Raw genomic sequence first — 14,606 nt, 5'->3', positions numbered from 1 at the left:
TTCGGCGCAAAGGAATCGCGGTGGAGGCAGTCCACGCCGTCATTCCTCCCTGCCACTCGTCCGTCCCGATCGCCCTGCTGTTGCGGTGTGAGTGTCCTCGTCGGCGTCGGGGTGGGAGAGGGCGGCTGTTCGGGGCGCCGATCTGTGGGACTGGGCTGGTTCGGGGCCTGCTGGGCGGACGCCACCGAGGTGTCCGAGCTCTGCGACATGGCCGTGGCCGGGATCGCCAGGGCCGCGGCCGCAACGAGGGGGCTCACCACTAGCGCGATGGTTCGCTTCGGGCGCATGGCATTCTTCTTCCTCGAGACTGGTACGTGCAGACGGTGACATGCCCCGGTCGGAGCGTCCGTTGCGAGGGTGCGGACCGGGGCCGGTACCTACACTGCAGCGCGATGCGCTGGGTACCGTTCGGGCCGGTGAATCCCGGCCTCCGGCGCCGACTTCACTGCTCGCCGATCACAGCTGCAGCGGTAGCGCCTGCATTTCGACCGTATCGAGCCGGGCGAGATATGTCCATTTATGGCCAAACAGGACATCCGCGGCAACGCAACGGTCTCGATGCGTGACGACGTTCCGGGTGGCGCGAGGGTGACCCGGCGTCAGACGGACCCTCCGGCGGCGCTTGCTCCAACTCGAACACGGCTGCACCGCCGCATGAAGATGACGCGCCGTCACAAGGCGGCCAGGAACGCCTCCATGGGGTACTGCCGCGACAGGCCGACCACCGGTCAGACACTCTGACAGGGAACGCCCCGGTCTGTCCGTCGGTCCGAGTCAGCGGGCTGATCTCCGTTCGGCCAACAAACGGACACACCCGTGCCGCGTGTCGTTCCGTGCGCTTAGAGTGAGCCGCACGATCGGCCTTTCTGAACACGTTCAGAAGACGTGCGGGGAGGCCCCACGGGGAGGGGACGCCCAATGGGCAAGGGGGTGAAGGCCGCCGTCATAGGCGGTGTGTTCGCCGTGATGGTGGGCGGGGCCGGGTACGGCGCCTACAACGTCGTGTCGGCGCTGGACGGGGACGGCGGCTCGGGGAGCGCCGGTACGGCGAAGAAGAGCGGGCCGCCCAGCGGCGACGAGGTCGCGGAGACCACGGAGAAGTTCTTCGCGGCCTGGGAGAAGGGCGACGCGACGACCGCGGCGTCGCTCACGAACAACGCCGCGACCGCCGGGACGCTGCTGACCGCCTACGGCGAGGACGCGCACATCACCGGCGTCGAGATCACACCGGGCACGGCGGCCGGTACCGCCGTGCCGTTCACGGTGAAGGCGAAGGTGTCGTACGAGGGGACGACCAAGCCGCTCAGTTACCGGAGCACGCTGACCGTGGTGCGCGGGGAGACCACCGGGCGCGCGCTGGTGGACTGGGAGCCGTCCGTCGTCCACCCGGACCTGAAGGACGGGGACACCCTGGTCACCACGGAGTCGGCGACTCCGCAGATCCAGGCCGTCGACCGCGACGGCACCGTGCTGACGAAGGAGAAGTACCCCTCGCTCGGCCCGATCCTCGCCAAACTCCGGGAGAAGTACGGCGACGAGGCCGGCGGCACCCCCGGCGTCGAGCTGGCGGTCCGGCACACGGCGGCGAACGCGCCGGACACCCCGCTGCTGACGCTGACCGAGGGGAAGCCCGGGAAGCTCACGACGACGCTCAGCGCGAGCGTGCAGGCGGCGGCCGAGAAGGCGGTGAAGCGGTACGGCGAGTCCTCCGTGGTCGCCGTGAAGCCGAGCACCGGTGAAGTCCTGGCCGTGGCGAACAACCGCGCGGACGGGTTCAACGCGGCCTTCCAGGGCAAGGTCGCCCCCGGTTCCACCATGAAGATCATCACCGCCGCCATGCTCATCGACAACGACGTGACCTCGATGGACGGCCCGGCGCCCTGTCCCGACTCCGCGGTGTGGCAGGGCCAGACCTTCAAGAACCTCACCGGCATGAAGCCCAACGAGGGCGCCACGCTCGCCAACACCTTCATGCGCTCGTGCAACACCGGCTTCATCAAGCTCATCGACGATGTCACCGACGCCTCACTGACGACGGAGGCCCAGGAGCGCTTCGGGCTCGGCCAGGACAACTGGCAGACCGGCATCGTCTCCTTCGACGGCAGCGTCCCCGCCTCGCCGGGGCCGGACCGCGCGGCCAACGCGATCGGGCAGGGCCAGGTCCAGATGAACCCGCTGAACATGGCGTCGGTCACCGCAACCGCCATCACCGGCGAGTTCCGCCAGCCGTACCTGGTCCCGTTCGACCTGGACGACCGGAAGCCGGCCACCGCCAAGGGGCTGCCGCAGAGCACCGCATCCCAGCTCAAGCAGATGATGCGGCTCACCGCCACCCAGGGCACCGCCATGGAGGCCATGTCCGGGCTGAGCGGCGACATCGGCGCCAAGACCGGGTCGGCCGAGGTCGACGGTCAGGCCACGTCCAACAGCTGGTTCACCGGCTTCCGCGACGACATCGCGGCGGCGGCGATGACCGAGGAGGGCGGCCACGGCGGCGACGCGGCCGGCCCGATCGTGGCGGACGTCCTGCGGGCGGGTGGCTGATTCCGGTCTGCCGGGCACAGCGACAGACCCTAGTGTGGTCGCCGTCGTGGGAAGTGTGCAGCAGCTAGGGCGCTGCCGGTCCCGGAAGCAAGTGACGGGCAGCGCGGAGGAACGGGACACAGTGGGCAGCAGAAGGGCCGCCGACGAGCGGCGGAGGACGAGCCCCGCCGTGGTCGGCGGGGTGGCCGCCGTGGTCGTGGCCGGCGCCGGGTTCGGTGCCTACGCGCTGTACGGCGGTGGGGCCGCCGCCGAGGAGAACGCGCGGACGAGGGCCGCGGCGGCCGAGGAGAAGGTGAAGTCGGGCCCCCTGTCGGCGGCCGAGGTCACCTCGACGGCCCAGCGGTTCCTCACCGCCTGGCAGCAGGGCGACGTCGCCGCGGCCGCCGCCGCCACCGACGACGCCAAGGCCGCCGAGGCCCTGCTCACCGGCTACGCCAAGGACGCCCGGGTCACGGACGTCACGCTCACCGCGGGCACCCCGGCCGGTGACAAGGTCCCGTTCTCCGTGAAGGCGACCGTCACCCACGAGGAGACGAGCAAACCGCTGGCGTACGACAGCGCGCTGACCGTCGTCCGCGGGCCCGGCGACGGCGAGCCCCGGGTCGACTGGCACGCCGCCGTCGTCCACCCGGAGCTGAAGGACGGCGACAAGCTGGTCACCGGGGAGGCCGGGGACCCGCCGGTCGAGGCGCTGGACCGGGACGGCGGGAAGCTCACCGCCGCGACGTACCCCTCCCTCGGCACCGTCCTGGACGGCCTGCGCGAGAAATACGGCGAAAAGGCCGGCGGCACCCCGGGCATCGAGCTGCGCGTGGTCCGCGGCAAGGAGTCCAAGGCGGCCAAGGCCTCGGACAAGACGCTGCTGGAGCTGAGCGAGGGAACGCCCGGCACCGTGAAGACCACCCTGGACCCGGCCCTCCAGGCCGCCGCCGAGAAGCAGGTGGCCGGCAAGGAGCGGGCGTCGGTCGTCATGCTGCGCGCCTCCACGGGCGAGATCCTCGCGGTCGCCAACGGCGGCCACGGCTTCAACACCGCCTTCCAGGGCTCGCTGGCCCCGGGCTCCACGATGAAGGTCATCACCGGCTCGCTGCTGATCGAGAAGAAACTGGCGTCGATCGACGCGAAGCACCCGTGCCCGAAGTACTTCAGCTACGGCGGCTGGAAGTTCCAGAACGACGACGAGTTCGAGATCAAGGACGGCACCTTCCGGGCCGCCTTCGCCCGCTCCTGCAACACCGCCTTCATCAGCCAGGCCCCCGAGCTGGAGAACGACGACCTGACGAAGCAGGCGAAGGAGGTGTTCGGCCTGTCGATGAACAACTGGTCGGTCGGCGTGCCCACCTTCGACGGCGCCGTGCCGGTGCAGAGCGCCGCCTCGATGGCCGCCTCCCTCATCGGACAGGGCGGGGTGCGGATGAACCCGCTGAACATGGCGTCCGTGGCGGCGACCGTGAAGTCGGGCAGCTTCCACCAGCCGTACCTGGTCGCCCCCTCGGTCGACGGCCGGGGGCTCGCCACCGCCTCCCGCACGATGTCCGACGCCACGCTGGCGCAGTTGCGCGAGCTGATGTCCTACACGGCGGCGCACGGCACCGCGGCGGAGGCGATGGCCGGAGTGGGCGGTGACGCCGGCGCGAAGACCGGCTCGGCGGAGGTCGACGGCCAGGAGAAGCCCAACGGCTGGTTCACCGCCTACCGGGGCGACCTGGCCGCGGCGGGCGTGGTGCAGCAGGGCGGCCACGGCGCCGACACCGCGGGCCCGATCGTGGCGGCACTGCTGAAGGCGGCCGGCTGACCGCCCGCCCGCCCCGCCGCGGGACGCCCGGTCAGTGCGGCACCGGCTCGGCCGCCGCCGTGTAGGTCCGGCGCAGGAACCGGATGAGCGCCCTGGTCTCGAACTGGACCACCGAGCAGCCGTGCGGGGAGTGGAACTCGACGACGGCCTGCACCCGCCCGCACGGCCACACCCGCACCTCGCCGGCCTCGGCCGGCACCCGGAGCCCCTGCTCCAGCAGGGCCCGGGGGAAGGTCCATTCGCGGGAGCCGTGCAGTCGGCCCCGCGCCGGGAGGCCCACGGTCACCGACCGCGGATCGCCGTCGGGGTCGTAGCGCAGCACGACGGGGATGGCTCCGCCGTCGTCCCAGTCCGAGAGATCCGTGTCGGTCAAAATGTGGGCTCGTGCGTACTGTTCGACTACAGACATCGGATCGCCCCTTGCGCTGGGTCACCTTTGCGAGCGTTGTGCGTCCGGGTGTGCGGCCACCTCACTCCAATGTCCCATATTTCCTGCATTACGCCTTTCCTGGCCGACATCGGCGCGATCGGGCCGGATATCACATGTGAGATCAGCCTTTACCTTGCTCTTGCAAAAGAGTTGCAACTGGTCTCTATCATCGAACCGTGCATGTACCTGATGGATTCATCGACGCCCCGACCTCCGCCGTCACCGGCGTCGTCGCCGCGGGCGCCATCGCGGTCAGCCTGCGCGGCGCGCGCCGGGAGCTGGACGAGCGGACGGCGCCCTTGGCGGGGCTGGTCGCGGCGTTCATCTTCGCGGTGCAGATGCTGAACTTCCCCGTCGCCGCGGGCACCAGCGGGCACCTGCTCGGCGGTGCCCTCGCGGCGATACTCGTGGGCCCCTTCACAGGGGTCCTGTGCGTCTCCGTCGTCCTGCTCATGCAGGGCATCCTCTTCGCGGACGGCGGCCTGACCGCGCTCGGCGTGAACATCACCGACATGGCCATCGTCACGACCGTCGTCGCCTACGCCCTCTTCCGGGGTCTGGTGAAGGTCCTGCCGCGCACACGCCGGTCGGTCACCGTCGCCTCCTTCGTCGCCGCGCTCGTCTCCGTCCCGGCCGCCGCCCTCGCCTTCACGCTCCTGTACTGGATCGGCGGCACCACCGACGTCGCGATCGGCAAGGTCGCCACCGCCATGGTCGGCGTGCACCTCCTGATCGGCATCGGCGAGGCCGCGATCACCGCGCTGACCGTCGGCGCCGTCATCGCCGTACGCCCGGACCTGGTGTACGGCGCCCGGGGCCTGACGCAGAAGCTGAAGCTGCGCGTGGGCGGCGAGCTGGTCGACGTACCCGACGCGGAGCCCGCCCCCGCGCCCGCCGCGGCCCGCTCCCACCGCAAGGTGTGGATCACCGGCCTGGTCGCCTCCCTGGTCCTCGCCGGCTTCGTCAGCTTCTACGCCTCCGCCGACCCGGACGGCCTGGAGAAGGTGGCCGCCGACAAGGGCATCGACAAGAAGACCGAGGAGCACGCCGCCGCCGACTCGCCGCTCGCCGACTACGGCGTCGAGGACGTCACCGACGCCCGCCTGTCCGGCGGCCTCGCGGGCGTGATCGGCGTTGGCGTCACGGTCGTCGCGGGCAGCGCGGTGTTCTGGGCGGTGCGCAGGCGGCGGGCCGACGACACGTCTCCCTCCAGTACGTCCAGCAACAGCACGAGCGTCTGACATGGGCGCAGGGCACGCGCACAGGCTCTACCGGCACGGGCACTCCCCCGTGCACGCCCTGCCGCCGCACACCAAGCTCGCCGCCACGTTCGCCTTCGTCGTCGTCGTGGTGTCGACGCCGCGCGAGGCGATGTGGGCCTTCGGCCTGTACGCCGTACTGCTCGGGGCGGTGGCGGGTGCGGCCCGCGTCCCGGCCGGCTTCCTGCTCAAGCGCCTGCTGATCGAGGTCCCGTTCGTCGCCTTCGCGGTGCTCATGCCGTTCGTGGCGGAGGGCGAACGGGTCGAGGTGCTCGGCATGTCGCTGAGTGTGAACGGCCTGTGGGGCGCCTGGAACGTCCTCGCGAAGGGCACCCTGGGCGTCGCCGCCTCCGTCCTGCTGGCCTCCACCACCGAGCTGCGCGAGCTGCTGCTCGGCCTCCAGCGGCTGCGGCTCCCGCCGCTGCTGGTGCAGATCGCCTCGTTCATGATCCGGTACGGGGACGTGATCACGGACGAGATGCGGCGGATGCGGATCGCGCGGGAGTCGCGCGGCTTCGAGGCGAAGGGCGTACGGCACTGGGGCGTGCTCGCCAAGTCCGCGGGCGCCCTCTTCATCCGCTCCTACGAACGCGGCGAACGCGTGCACCTGGCCATGGTCAGCCGCGGCTACGCCGGCTCCATGCCGGTGATCGACGAGGTGACCGCGTCCCGGGCGCAGTGGTCGTACGCGCTGGCCCTCCCCGTCGCCGCCCTCGTCGTCTGTCTGCTGGGATGGACGCTGTGACTGACCCTGTGACGGACTCTGTGACTGCTTCCCTGGAGGTCTCGGGCCTCGCCTTCGCCTACCCCGACGGGCACCAGGCCCTCTTCGGCGTCGACTTCTCGATCGCGCGCGGCGAGCGGGTCGCCCTGCTCGGTCCGAACGGCGCCGGCAAGACCACTCTCGTCCTGCACCTCAACGGCATCCTGACCGGCGGTACGGGCACCGTGACGGTCGCCGGGCTGCCGGTCGGCAAGCAGCACATGGCGGAGATCCGGCGCCGGGTCGGCATCGTCTTCCAGGACCCCGACGACCAGCTCTTCATGCCGACCGTGCGCGAGGACGTGGCGTTCGGGCCGGCGGCGGCCGGGCTGAAGGGCGCGGAGCTGGAGGAGCGGGTGGACCGGGCCCTCGGCCTCGTCGGCATGGGCGAGTTCAAGGACCGGCCCCCGCACCATCTCTCCTTCGGGCAGCGGCGCCGGGTGGCGGTGGCGACCGTGCTCGCCATGGAGCCGGAGATCCTGGTCCTGGACGAGCCCTCCTCCAACCTCGACCCCGCCTCCCGCCGCGAGCTCGCCGACATCCTGCGCTCCCTGGACGTCACGGTCCTGATGGTCACCCACGACCTGCCCTACGCCCTGGAGCTGTGCCCCCGCTCGCTGATCCTCAGCGAGGGAGTGATCACGGCGGACGGCCGGACCGCCGACCTCCTCTCCGACGACGAGCTGATGCGCACCCACCGGCTGGAGCTGCCGTTCGGCTTCGACCCGCGCTCCGTGCGAACAGGCGCGTGACGTTCCGCCCGCCCGAGATCATGGCTTCCCGGAGCCTGAGCCACGCGGGCGTCACGTCCGCGTCACGCCCGCGAGGTGACGCTGGGAGGGTTGCAACGAAAGGAGCGACCCATGCGTCCCAAGCGCTACCTCGCACTGCTCGGTGTGCCGCTCGGTGCCTCGTTCATGCTGTACCCGGTCGGCTCGGCCCAGGCGGCGGAGACCTCGCCGTCGGTTACGCCCAGCCAGGTATGTAGGGCGCAATCCACTGCGCCCCCCAACCCCTTCGGCAACGTCGTGGGCAGCGGATTCGAAGGCGCCGAGCAAGTTCGGGTCACTGCGGACGGGCAAGTGATCGCGACTCCGACCGCCGTCGCCGGTGTAGTCGCCGTCAATGGCATCAACTTGTCGGCTCGGAGCTACACCCTGGAAGGCCTGACCTCCGGAAGGGCTGCTAATTGCGCTGGTCTGGCAGCGCCCACGCCCACGCCCACCGACCCGGGAACCGGAACGGGCACCACCCCCACTGCCACACGGGATGAGGGCCGCAGGGACGGATTGGCAGACGGTCTGGCCGGCTGCCGTCTGAACCGCGTGGTGACCGACGCGCAGGAAGACGAGGAAGGCCCCAGGAACGCGGACTACTTCGCCGGTTACGCGGCCGGCAAGGCTGAGGCCCTGAACCGCACTGCCTGCCTCAACAGGCCGCAGACCCCGCAGACCCCGCAGACCGGCCAGGGCGACGGGGATCAGCAGAACGGTCAGGGCCAGGGCCAGGGCCAGGGCCAGCGCGACCGCGACCGCGACCGCGACCAGCAGAACCGTGGTGGAGGCAACCGCTGAGAGCACGGCGAGCAAGCCCGGTCACGCGGCTCACATCCGTGGCGGGGGCGGTGGGACGACCACCGCCCCCGCCCACGCGTGCGGCAACATCGACGTAACGATCCTGCTCGTCCGGCCCGGCACAGGAATCGCAGGCGAAAGGCAGGCGTTGCAGCCACTGTCGCAGGCGAGTCGGAGGAGAGTACGGACGTGGACGTGCACGGCACAGTGGCCGAGGGCTTCGAGCCGGTCAGGGACGCGTTCGCACGGAACTTCGCGGCGCTCGGGGAGCGGGGCGCGGCGGTCGCCGTGTACCGGGACGGCCGCAAGGTCGTCGACCTGTGGGGCGGCACCAAGAACGTCGACGGCACGGACGGCGCCGAACCGTGGCGCCGGGGCACCGCCCAGGTCGTGCGCTCGGCGACCAAGGGCGTCGCCGCCGCCGTACCGCTGCTGCTGCACCAGCGCGGGGAGCTGGACCTGGACGCGCCGGTGGGCGAGTACTGGCCCGAGTTCAAGGCGCACGGCAAGGAGCGGGTGCTGGTCCGGCACGTGCTGAACCACCGTGCGGGGCTGCCGGTCCTGGACCGTCCGCTCACGCCCGAGGAGGCCCTCGACCCGCTGCGTGGCCTTGAGGCCGTCGCAGCCCAGGCACCCGTCTGGGAGCCGGGCACCGACCACGGCTACCACGCGCTGACGTACGGCTGGCTGCTCGACGGACTGGTCCGCAGGGTCACGGGCGGGCGGAGCACGGGCGAGTGGATCGCCGAGGAAATCGCCGGGCCGCTGGGGCTGGACCTGTGGCTGGGGCTGCCGGCCGCCGAGGAGGCGGCGGGCCGGACCGGCCGGGCCGGGCGCGTGGAGGACCCCGAGCCGTCGGGGAGCGGCCCGCGCCTGCGGCCCAAGCGCTCCGTCACCGAGGCCTACCAGGACCCGGACTCCCTCACCCGCCGCGCCTTCGCCGCGATCACGCCGTTCCCGGACCAGAACGACCCGGCGTACCGCGCATCCGCCCTGCCCGCCACCAACGGCATCGCGACGGCGGACGGACTGGCGCGCTTCTACGCCGGGCTGATCGGTGAGGTCGACGGCGTGACCGGGCGCGTACGGCTGTTCGGTCCGGACACGGTGCGACGGGCCCGGGCCGAGGAGTCGGCGGGCGCCGACCGCGTTCTCGTCGTCAACACCCGCTTCGGCCTCGGTTACATGCTGCACGGCACCGCGTCGCCGCTCCTGTCCCCCGGTTCCTTCGGTCACCCGGGCCGCGGCGGCTCCCTCGGCTTCGCCGACCCGGAGGCCGGCGTCGCCTTCGGCTACGTCACCAACGGGTTCCGCAGGACCGTGACGGCGGACCCGCGGGCGCAGGCCCTGGTGCGGGCGGTGCGGGCGTCACTGGACCAGGACCTGCCCGCTCGGACCTGAATCGGACCTGACTCAGACGTGGATCGGGTGGGAGATCCTCCCCGACGCCATGTCGATCTCGTCGTGTGCTTTGGTGAGCAGCTGCATCGCCAGCTCGTTCAACGCCCGGGCGCCGGCGACCTCCTCACCGACCCTTGGCTGCTGTGCGTCGATGCGGTGGCGGGTGGCGTGGCCGTGGCCGCGGACCTCCGCGCCGTCGGGGAGCCGCACCATCGCGACCGCCCGCGTGTGCTGGTCGTCCTCCATGAACTCCAGCTCGACGTGCCATCCCACTGCGGTGTGCATCATGAGGATCACCTCCGGAATACCTGCTTCCAGAGTGCCCCTCCCCGCCGCCGTACGCACTATCCCGGCTGCCCCGTGTGCAGCATCAGCCCGATCCCGGCGACGAGGAGGCCGGCCGCCGCGATCCGGGGCGCGCCGAACCGCTCCTTGAAGAAGAGGGCCCCGATCGCCGCGCCGACCAGGATCGAGGACTCGCGCAGCGCGGCGATCGGGGCGAGTTCGGCGCGGGTCTGGGCCCACAGGACCAGCGCGTACGCGGCGACGGACAGGGCCGCGCCGAGCAGCCCCAGCCCGGCCTGCGGCCGCAGCAGCGCCCAGGCGCCGGCTCGGTGGCGGTACAGGAAGTAGGCCGGGAGGACCGTCCCCTGCACCGCCATCAGCCAGGCGATGTACCCGAGGGAGGACCCGGAGGCGCGTACGCCCAGTCCGTCGACGACGGTGTACGCCGCGATGGTCGCCCCGGTCGCGAGGGCCGCGCCGATCGCCGCCCAGTCGGGACGCCGGCCGCGCAGCCCCCACAGGGCGACGCCGGTCAGCCCCGCGCAGGACACCAGGATGCCGGCGGTCGCCCAGCCGTCCGGCACCTCGTGCGCGAAGACGGCGGCGAGGCCGGTGACCAGAAGAGGCGCGCTGCCGCGGGCGATCGGGTAGGCCTGACCGAAGTCGCCCAGCCGGAAGGACCGCATCAGAAGCGCGTAGTAGGCGATGTGGATCGCGGCGGAGGCGAGGAGGTACGGCCATGCCCCGGCCGCCGGGAACGCCGTGAACGGCAGCAGCGCGAGCCCGATGAGCATTCCGCCGCCCGAGATCAGCGCGAAGCCGGTCAGCTTGTCCGTGATCCGGTGGGCGATGGCGTTCCAACTGGCGTGCGTGACCGCGGCGAGCAGGACGGCGCCGGCGACCAGAGGGGTCACGCGGAGCGCTCGCGCACGTCCACCAGGGTGGCGCCGGCGGTGGCGACGAGGTCCTTGGGCTCCATCGGGAAGACGGCGTAGGGGGTGCCGGCGGCGGCCCACACGACCTCGTGGGCGAGGAGGGACCGGTCGGCGAGCACCCGCGTCCTGGTCCGGTGGCCGAAGGGCGGTACGCCGCCGATGGCGTACCCGGTCGTCTCCCGTACGACGTCGGCCTTGGCCCGGGTGACCTTCCCGGCGCCGAGTTCCTCGCGGACCCGCTCCAGGTCGACGCGGGAGGCGCCGTCCATGAGGACCAGCACGGGGACGCCGTCGGCGGCGAAGATGAGCGACTTGCAGATCTGGCTCAGTTCGCACCCGATGGCGGCGGCGGCCTCGGTGGCGGTGCGGGTGGCCTCCGGGAAGCGCCGGGCCTGTCCCGCCAGGTCACCGAGGCCGAGTTCGCGCAGGGCGGCGGCGAAACGGGGGTGGGCGGCGGAGGCGTCGGGGGCGTCGTCGGTCGTCGTCATGGTCGGCACCGTAGCGGTACGTGCAGCCGGCATGCGACCCGGTTGCCGGGGCCCCGCACGGCCCGTACGCCCCCGGCCGGCCCTGGGCAACAGGAAGCCGGTGAGGGCAGCCCCGTCCCCACGGAACCCTCACCGGCTGGTCTGTTGTGCTCTCAGGCGCCGCGCGTCAGGTGCGCACCAGCGCCCGGTCCTCGTCGGGGTCGGCCGTGCGCAGGCCCTCGCCCTCGACGTCCACGTTGGGCAGCGCGCGGTCCAGCCACTTCGGCAGCCACCAGGCCTTCTTGCCGAGCAGGGCGAGCACCGCCGGGACGATGGCCATGCGGACCACGAACGCGTCGAAGAAGACGGCGATCGCCAGGCCGAAGCCGATCATCTTGACCATCGACTCGCTGGAGCCGATGAAGCCCGCGAAGACCGCCATCATGATGACCGCCGCGGCCGTGACGACCCTGGCGCCGTGCTTGAAGCCGGTGACGACCGCCTGGTTCGGCTGCTCGCCGTGGACGAAGGCCTCCCGCATGCGGGTGACCAGGAAGACCTCGTAGTCCATGGCCAGGCCGAAGACCACGCCGACCATGAAGATCGGCATCATCGACATGACCGGGCCGGTCTCCTCGACGCCCATCAGCCCGGACAGCCAGCCCCACTGGAAGACCGCGACGACCGCGCCGAGCGCCGCCATGACGGAGAGCAGGAAGCCGAGGGCCGCCTTCAGCGGGACCAGGATCGAGCGGAAGACCACGATCAGCAGGAGGAACGCCAGGCCGACGACCAGGACCAGGTACGGCACCAGCGCGTCGTTCAGCTTCTCGCTGACGTCGATGTTCATCGCCGTCGAGCCGGTGACCAAGGTCTCCGCGCCGGTGTCCGCCTGGATGTCGCCGCCCGCGTCACGGATGGCGTGCACCAGGTCCTCGGTCTGGACGGAGGACGGCTTGGAGTCCGGGATGACGGTGATCGTCGCGGTGTCGCCGCTCTTGTTGGGCGCGGGCGGGGTCACCGCCACGACGCCGTTGAGGCCCTTGATCTCGTTCGAGACGTCGGTGAACGCCTCCTTGGGGGCGTCGCTGCCCTTCGCGTCCACGACGACCATCAGCGGGCCGTTGAAGCCCGGCCCGAAGCCCTCCGACAGGAGGTCGTAGGCCCGGCGCTGGGTGGTGGACGTCGGCTGGGAGCCGTCGTCGGGCAGGCCCAGTTCCAGGGAGGCCGCGGGGATCGCGGCGGCGCCGAGGCCGATGACGCTCAGGAGGAGGACGGCGAGGGGACGGCGGACGACGAAGCTCGCCCAGCGGGTGCCCAGGTTGGCCTTGGGCTTCTGCCCCGCCTGCTCTGACTGCTCTCCCTGCTCCGCACCCTTGCGGAGGCGCTTGCCCTTCGTGCCGGTCGGCTTGACCCGGCGACCGGCGTAGCCGAGCAGCGCGGGAACCATCGTCAGGGCGATCAGGACGGCGATGGCGACCGTGCCGGCCGCCGCGACGCCCATCTTGGTGAGCATCGGGATGTTGACGACCGCGAGGCCCACCAGGGCGATGACGACCGTGAGGCCGGCGAAGACCACCGCGGAGCCGGCGGTGCCGACCGCCCGGCCCGCGGCCTCCTCGCGCTCGCGGCCCTCGGCGAGTTCGGCGCGGTAGCGGGAGACGATGAACAGGGCGTAGTCGATGCCGACCGCGAGGCCGATCATCATCGCCAGGATGGAGGTGGTGGAGCCCAGCTCCAGCACGCCGGCCAGCGCGGTGATCGAGGAGACGCCGATGCCGACGCCTATCAGGGCCGTGAGCAGGGGCAGCCCGGCCGCGACCAGCGAGCCGAAGGTGATGACGAGGACGACGGCGGCGACCGCGATGCCGATGATCTCGGTGGCGCCGGTGTGCGGGACGGCCTGCAGCGCGTCACCGCCGATCTCGACGGTCAGCCCGGCGTCGCGCGCCTGCTGGGCGGCGTCCTCCAGGGCGTCCTTGGTGGACTCCTCCAGCTCCATGCCGGAGACGTCGTACCGCACCGACGCGTAGGCGATCGTGCCGTCCTTGCTGACGGCGTTGCCCGTGTACGGGTCGGCGACGGAGGCGACCTCGGAGCCGTCGGCCAGTTCGTCGACGGTCTTCTCGACGGCCGCCTTGTTGTCGGCGTCCGTCATCGTCTCGCCGGACGGTGCCTTGAAGACGACGCGGGCGGTCGCTCCGTCGGCGCTCTGGCCCGGGAAGCGCTGTTCCAGCAGGTCGAAGGCCTTCTGGGCCTCGGTGCCGGGGATGGAGAAGGAGGTGGCGCCGGCGGGCGGGGCGCTGGCCGCGCCGACGCCGGCGAGCGTCAGCAGGGCCACCCAGATCAGGGCGACGAAATGCCGTCGCCGGAAGGCGAGCCGGCCGAGTTTGTAGAGGAACGTGGCCACGGGGGCGTACTCCCGGTCAGGTCGTGGGGTCTTCAGGGCAGGGGTGATCAGCCCGACGACGACGTGAGCGGTGACGTCAGGTGGGGCTCGGGGTGGGGCTCAGACGGGGAATCGGGTCAGGACGTGGTGCCGGCGCCGAGGGCGGGGAGGATCACGGCGTCGATGTACGAGATGAGGAAGGCCCGGGTCGGCGGCTGGTCGTCCAGCAGCGTGCGCGTGGCGAACCCGCCGACCATCATGTGCACGAGGAAGTCCAGCGCCGGGCAGTCCGGTCTGATCTCCCCGCGGTCGACGGCGCGTTGCAGCACCCGCCGGAACTCCGCCATCTCGGGTTCGATGAGCTGTTCGCGGAACGCCTGGCGCAGGTCCGGGTTCTGATGGAGCGCCATGGCCACGCCGCGCATCAGCGCGGAGTTCTGTTCCATGGTGCAGTCGTCCTCGCGGGCCAGCAGGGCGTGCAGGTCCCCGCGGAGCGAGCCGGTGTCGACGTCGCTGATCTCACCCGGCTTGTTGTGCCGGATGGCCTTGACGACCAGCTCGGGCTTGCCACCCCACTGGCGGTAGAGCGTCGCCTTGCTGGACCGGGTGCGGGCGGCCACGGCGTCCATGGTCAGGGCGTCGTAGCCGACTTCCCGGAGCAGGTCGAGCACGGCCTCGTACAGCTCGGCCTCGCGCTCGGGAGTGATCCGGCTGCGGCGCGCGGTGGCGACCTCGGTCATCACGCTCACTCCTCTCTGTTCCGT

General features: G+C 71.7%; 13 protein-coding genes. 7 read left to right on the top strand and 6 right to left on the bottom strand.

Going from position 1 to position 14,606, the window contains the following annotated elements:
* Nucleotides 1-918: 918 nt before the first annotated feature.
* Both ACIGO6_RS17625 and ACIGO6_RS17620 read left to right on the top strand, forming a co-directional pair.
* A complete protein-coding gene (locus tag ACIGO6_RS17625) occupies nucleotides 919-2,544 on the top strand; it encodes a penicillin-binding transpeptidase domain-containing protein (protein WP_399876713.1) in 1,626 nt (541 codons plus the stop codon).
* 121 nt (nucleotides 2,545-2,665) lie between these two features.
* A complete protein-coding gene (locus tag ACIGO6_RS17620; RefSeq protein WP_399876712.1) occupies nucleotides 2,666-4,339 on the top strand; it encodes a penicillin-binding transpeptidase domain-containing protein in 1,674 nt (557 codons plus the stop codon).
* 31 nt (nucleotides 4,340-4,370) lie between these two features.
* On the opposite strand, the gene ACIGO6_RS17615 is transcribed toward ACIGO6_RS17620, so the two are convergent.
* Nucleotides 4,371-4,748 carry an SsgA family sporulation/cell division regulator gene (locus ACIGO6_RS17615; protein ID WP_399876709.1) on the bottom strand — a complete coding sequence of 126 codons (378 nt, stop codon included), beginning with the start codon at nucleotides 4,746-4,748 and terminating at the stop codon, nucleotides 4,371-4,373.
* A 197-nt stretch (nucleotides 4,749-4,945) separates the two neighbouring features.
* Between ACIGO6_RS17615 and ACIGO6_RS17610 the strand changes: the two genes are divergently transcribed.
* The 5 genes from ACIGO6_RS17610 (at nucleotide 4,946) to ACIGO6_RS17590 (ending at nucleotide 9,766) form a co-directional block, all read left to right on the top strand.
* A complete protein-coding gene (locus ACIGO6_RS17610) occupies nucleotides 4,946-6,010 on the top strand; it encodes an energy-coupling factor ABC transporter permease (RefSeq protein WP_399876707.1) in 1,065 nt (354 codons plus the stop codon).
* A gap of 1 nt (nucleotide 6,011) precedes the next feature.
* Complete coding sequence (gene cbiQ / locus ACIGO6_RS17605) at nucleotides 6,012-6,773, top strand: cobalt ECF transporter T component CbiQ (RefSeq protein WP_399876705.1); 762 nt, start codon at nucleotides 6,012-6,014, stop codon at nucleotides 6,771-6,773.
* Nucleotides 6,761-7,543 carry an energy-coupling factor ABC transporter ATP-binding protein gene (locus ACIGO6_RS17600; RefSeq protein WP_399876703.1) on the top strand — a complete coding sequence of 261 codons (783 nt, stop codon included), beginning with the start codon at nucleotides 6,761-6,763 and terminating at the stop codon, nucleotides 7,541-7,543. Before cbiQ ends, ACIGO6_RS17600 begins: the two co-directional genes overlap by 13 nt.
* 111 nt (nucleotides 7,544-7,654) lie before the next feature.
* The gene (locus ACIGO6_RS17595; protein WP_399876701.1) at nucleotides 7,655-8,365 is read left to right on the top strand and encodes a hypothetical protein; all 711 of its coding nucleotides are present in this window, start codon (nucleotides 7,655-7,657) and stop codon (nucleotides 8,363-8,365) included.
* A 189-nt stretch (nucleotides 8,366-8,554) separates the two neighbouring features.
* Nucleotides 8,555-9,766, top strand: coding sequence for a serine hydrolase domain-containing protein (locus ACIGO6_RS17590; RefSeq protein WP_399876699.1), 1,212 nt, complete (start codon nucleotides 8,555-8,557; stop codon nucleotides 9,764-9,766).
* A 12-nt stretch (nucleotides 9,767-9,778) separates the two neighbouring features.
* On the opposite strand, the gene ACIGO6_RS17585 is transcribed toward ACIGO6_RS17590, so the two are convergent.
* From ACIGO6_RS17585 to ACIGO6_RS17565, 5 genes are all read right to left on the bottom strand, one after another.
* A complete protein-coding gene (locus ACIGO6_RS17585; protein WP_399876697.1) occupies nucleotides 9,779-10,054 on the bottom strand; it encodes a DUF1876 domain-containing protein in 276 nt (91 codons plus the stop codon).
* Between the two features lie 56 nt (nucleotides 10,055-10,110).
* Nucleotides 10,111-10,965 (bottom strand): EamA family transporter, encoded by an 855-nt coding sequence (locus ACIGO6_RS17580; RefSeq protein ID WP_399876696.1) that lies wholly within the window; start codon nucleotides 10,963-10,965, stop codon nucleotides 10,111-10,113.
* Nucleotides 10,962-11,474, bottom strand: a complete 513-nt coding sequence (locus ACIGO6_RS17575; protein ID WP_399876694.1) for a YbaK/EbsC family protein — start codon at nucleotides 11,472-11,474, stop codon at nucleotides 10,962-10,964. The genes ACIGO6_RS17580 and ACIGO6_RS17575 overlap by 4 nt, the downstream gene beginning before the upstream one ends.
* 166 nt (nucleotides 11,475-11,640) lie before the next feature.
* The gene (locus tag ACIGO6_RS17570; protein ID WP_399876692.1) at nucleotides 11,641-13,863 is read right to left on the bottom strand and encodes an MMPL family transporter; all 2,223 of its coding nucleotides are present in this window, start codon (nucleotides 13,861-13,863) and stop codon (nucleotides 11,641-11,643) included.
* Nucleotides 13,864-13,979: 116 nt separating this feature from the next.
* Nucleotides 13,980-14,582 carry a TetR/AcrR family transcriptional regulator gene (locus ACIGO6_RS17565; RefSeq protein WP_399876690.1) on the bottom strand — a complete coding sequence of 201 codons (603 nt, stop codon included), beginning with the start codon at nucleotides 14,580-14,582 and terminating at the stop codon, nucleotides 13,980-13,982.
* Between the last annotated feature and the right edge of the window lie 24 nt (nucleotides 14,583-14,606).

The sequence above is a fragment of the Streptomyces sp. NPDC053750 genome (assembly GCF_044544295.1).
Taxonomy (GTDB): Bacteria; Actinomycetota; Actinomycetes; order Streptomycetales; family Streptomycetaceae; genus Streptomyces.
This window is presented reverse-complemented; position numbering and strand designations above follow the sequence as displayed.